The organism is Streptomyces sp. KR55 (assembly GCF_052245645.1).
Classification (GTDB): Bacteria; Actinomycetota; Actinomycetes; order Streptomycetales; family Streptomycetaceae; genus Streptomyces; species Streptomyces flavusporus.
Genome location: NZ_JBQQCE010000851.1, coordinates 1 through 1,940, shown reverse-complemented (window position 1 = coordinate 1,940; position 1,940 = coordinate 1). Strand labels below are relative to the sequence as shown.

At 68.6% G+C, this 1,940-nt stretch carries 2 protein-coding genes; one reads left to right on the top strand and one right to left on the bottom strand.

The window, feature by feature from the left end:
* Nucleotides 1-21: 21 nt before the first annotated feature.
* A complete protein-coding gene (locus ACTWQJ_RS50940) occupies nt 22-1,179 on the bottom strand; it encodes a mandelate racemase/muconate lactonizing enzyme family protein (RefSeq protein WP_443313125.1) in 1,158 nt (385 codons plus the stop codon).
* Between the two features lie 256 nt (nt 1,180-1,435).
* On the opposite strand from ACTWQJ_RS50940, the gene ACTWQJ_RS50935 reads away from it, so the two are divergent.
* A partial coding sequence (locus ACTWQJ_RS50935) for an SCO2400 family protein (protein WP_443313124.1) occupies nt 1,436-1,940 on the top strand: 505 nt, incomplete at its 3' end.

Below are 1,940 nucleotides of genomic sequence, written 5' to 3'. Positions count from 1 at the left end.
CCTCGATGACGACGGCGGTGCTCACTTGGATTCCTTCGGCTTGCGCTGCTCCCAGCCCTCGGCCCACAGGTCGAACCGGGCCTGCTGCTGCGGGAACTCGGCGGCGGCGTCGACGTCGAGCTCCACACCGAGGCCGGGGGCGTCGGAGAGGTGGAAGTACCCGTCGATCACCTGGGGCGCGCCCTTGACGACCTTCTTGATCTCCGCGTCGGCGAAGTCGTTGAAGTGCTCCAGGATCTTGAAGTTCGGGGTGGTGAAGCCGACCTGGAGGGACGCGGCGGTGAGGACGGACCCGCCGACGTTGTGCGGGGCGACGAGCATGTAGTGGGTCTCGGCGGTGGCGGCCAGCTTCCGCGTCTCCCAGATGCCGCCGATGTGACCGACGTCGGGCTGGATGATGTCGACGGCCTGGCTCTCGAAGAGCTCGCGGAACTCGATGCGGTCGTGGATGCGCTCACCGGTCGCGACCGGGATGTCCACCTTGGCGGCGACCTTCTCCAGCGCCTTCAGGTTCTCCGGCGGGCAGGGCTCCTCCAGCCAGGCGGGCTTGAAGGGAGCGAGCTCCCGGGCCAGCCGGACGGCGGTGGCGGGTGAGAACCGGCCGTGCATCTCGAGCATCAGCTCGGCCTCCGGGCCGATGGCGTCCCGCACGGCCTCGATCAGCGACACGGCGTACAGGGTCTGCTCGTGGTCGAGCTCGAAGTGCCCGGTGCCGAAGGGGTCGATCTTGAGCGCCTTGTACCCGCGCTCCATGACGCCCTGGGCGGCCTTGTGGTACGCCTCCGGAGTCCGCTCGGTCGTGTACCAGCCGTTGGCGTACGCCTTGACCTTGTCGGTGACCTTGCCGCCGAGCAGCTGCCAGACGGGCACCCCGAGGGCCTTGCCCTTGATGTCCCAGCAGGCCATCTCGATGACGGCGATACCGGACATGACGATCTCGCCCGCCCGCCCGTAGTCGCCGTACTTCATCCTGCGGACGAGGTCCTCGACAGCGAACGGGTCGGAACCGAGAATGTGGTTGGCCTCGGCCTCCCGCAGATAGCCGACCAGTGCGTCGGTGTGGCCCAGCATCCGGGTCTCGCCGACTCCGGTGACCCCCTCGTCGGTGTGCACCTGTACGTAGGTCAGGTTGCGCCACGGCGTCCCGACCACGTGTGTGCTGATTCCGGTGATGCGCACGGCAGTTGCCCCTCGTGAACGTCGGCTCTGTTCGAAATTTCGTCACACGTTCGAAATGCTGGCGTGACAGTAAGGACGGGGTGGTCGGGGTGTCAATGGGTCGAACGCATAACAGTTTCGGCACTTTCGAAAGTCGTTTCGGGGTGATGCGGGTGGGTTGCCCTCAACTCGCCACGCCGGAACGGATCGTTCACCACAAAACATTCACAGCGGAGCCTATGAACGTTACCGATGCGGAACTTAATCTTCCCGCGTCATGGACTACTGCCACCCGTGCCGACGGCACCTGAATGGCGCCCTCGCCTGTCCGGGGTGCGGCACGCCAGCGGAACAGCTTCGCGCGTACGCGGAGGAGACGGTCGTGCACACCGTCGTACGGACGGATGTGCGGACGGACGTCGTCACGGTGGTACGGCCGGCGGAGCCCGACGAGCCGTACGACGACGGATACGACGAGGAGGAGGGCGACGCCGTCGACGATGGCGACCGCCCCGGACGCGGCTCCGGGCGACGCCGTCAGCCGGCCGTGAGCCGACGCGACCGCAAGGCCGCGGCCCACCGCCGCCGACGCCGCCGCACCCTGCTCATCGCGGCGGGCTTCCTCCTGGCCGGCGGCGCCCTGAGCCTCGCCGAACTCGGCCTGGACGCCCCGGGCTCATCCCCGAAGCCGGCAGCGGCCGGCGACGCCTCGCCGGACGGCGGCGCGTCGGAGGGGTCCGACGAATCGCCGGACCCCCTGACCGACGGCTCCACGGGCGCCA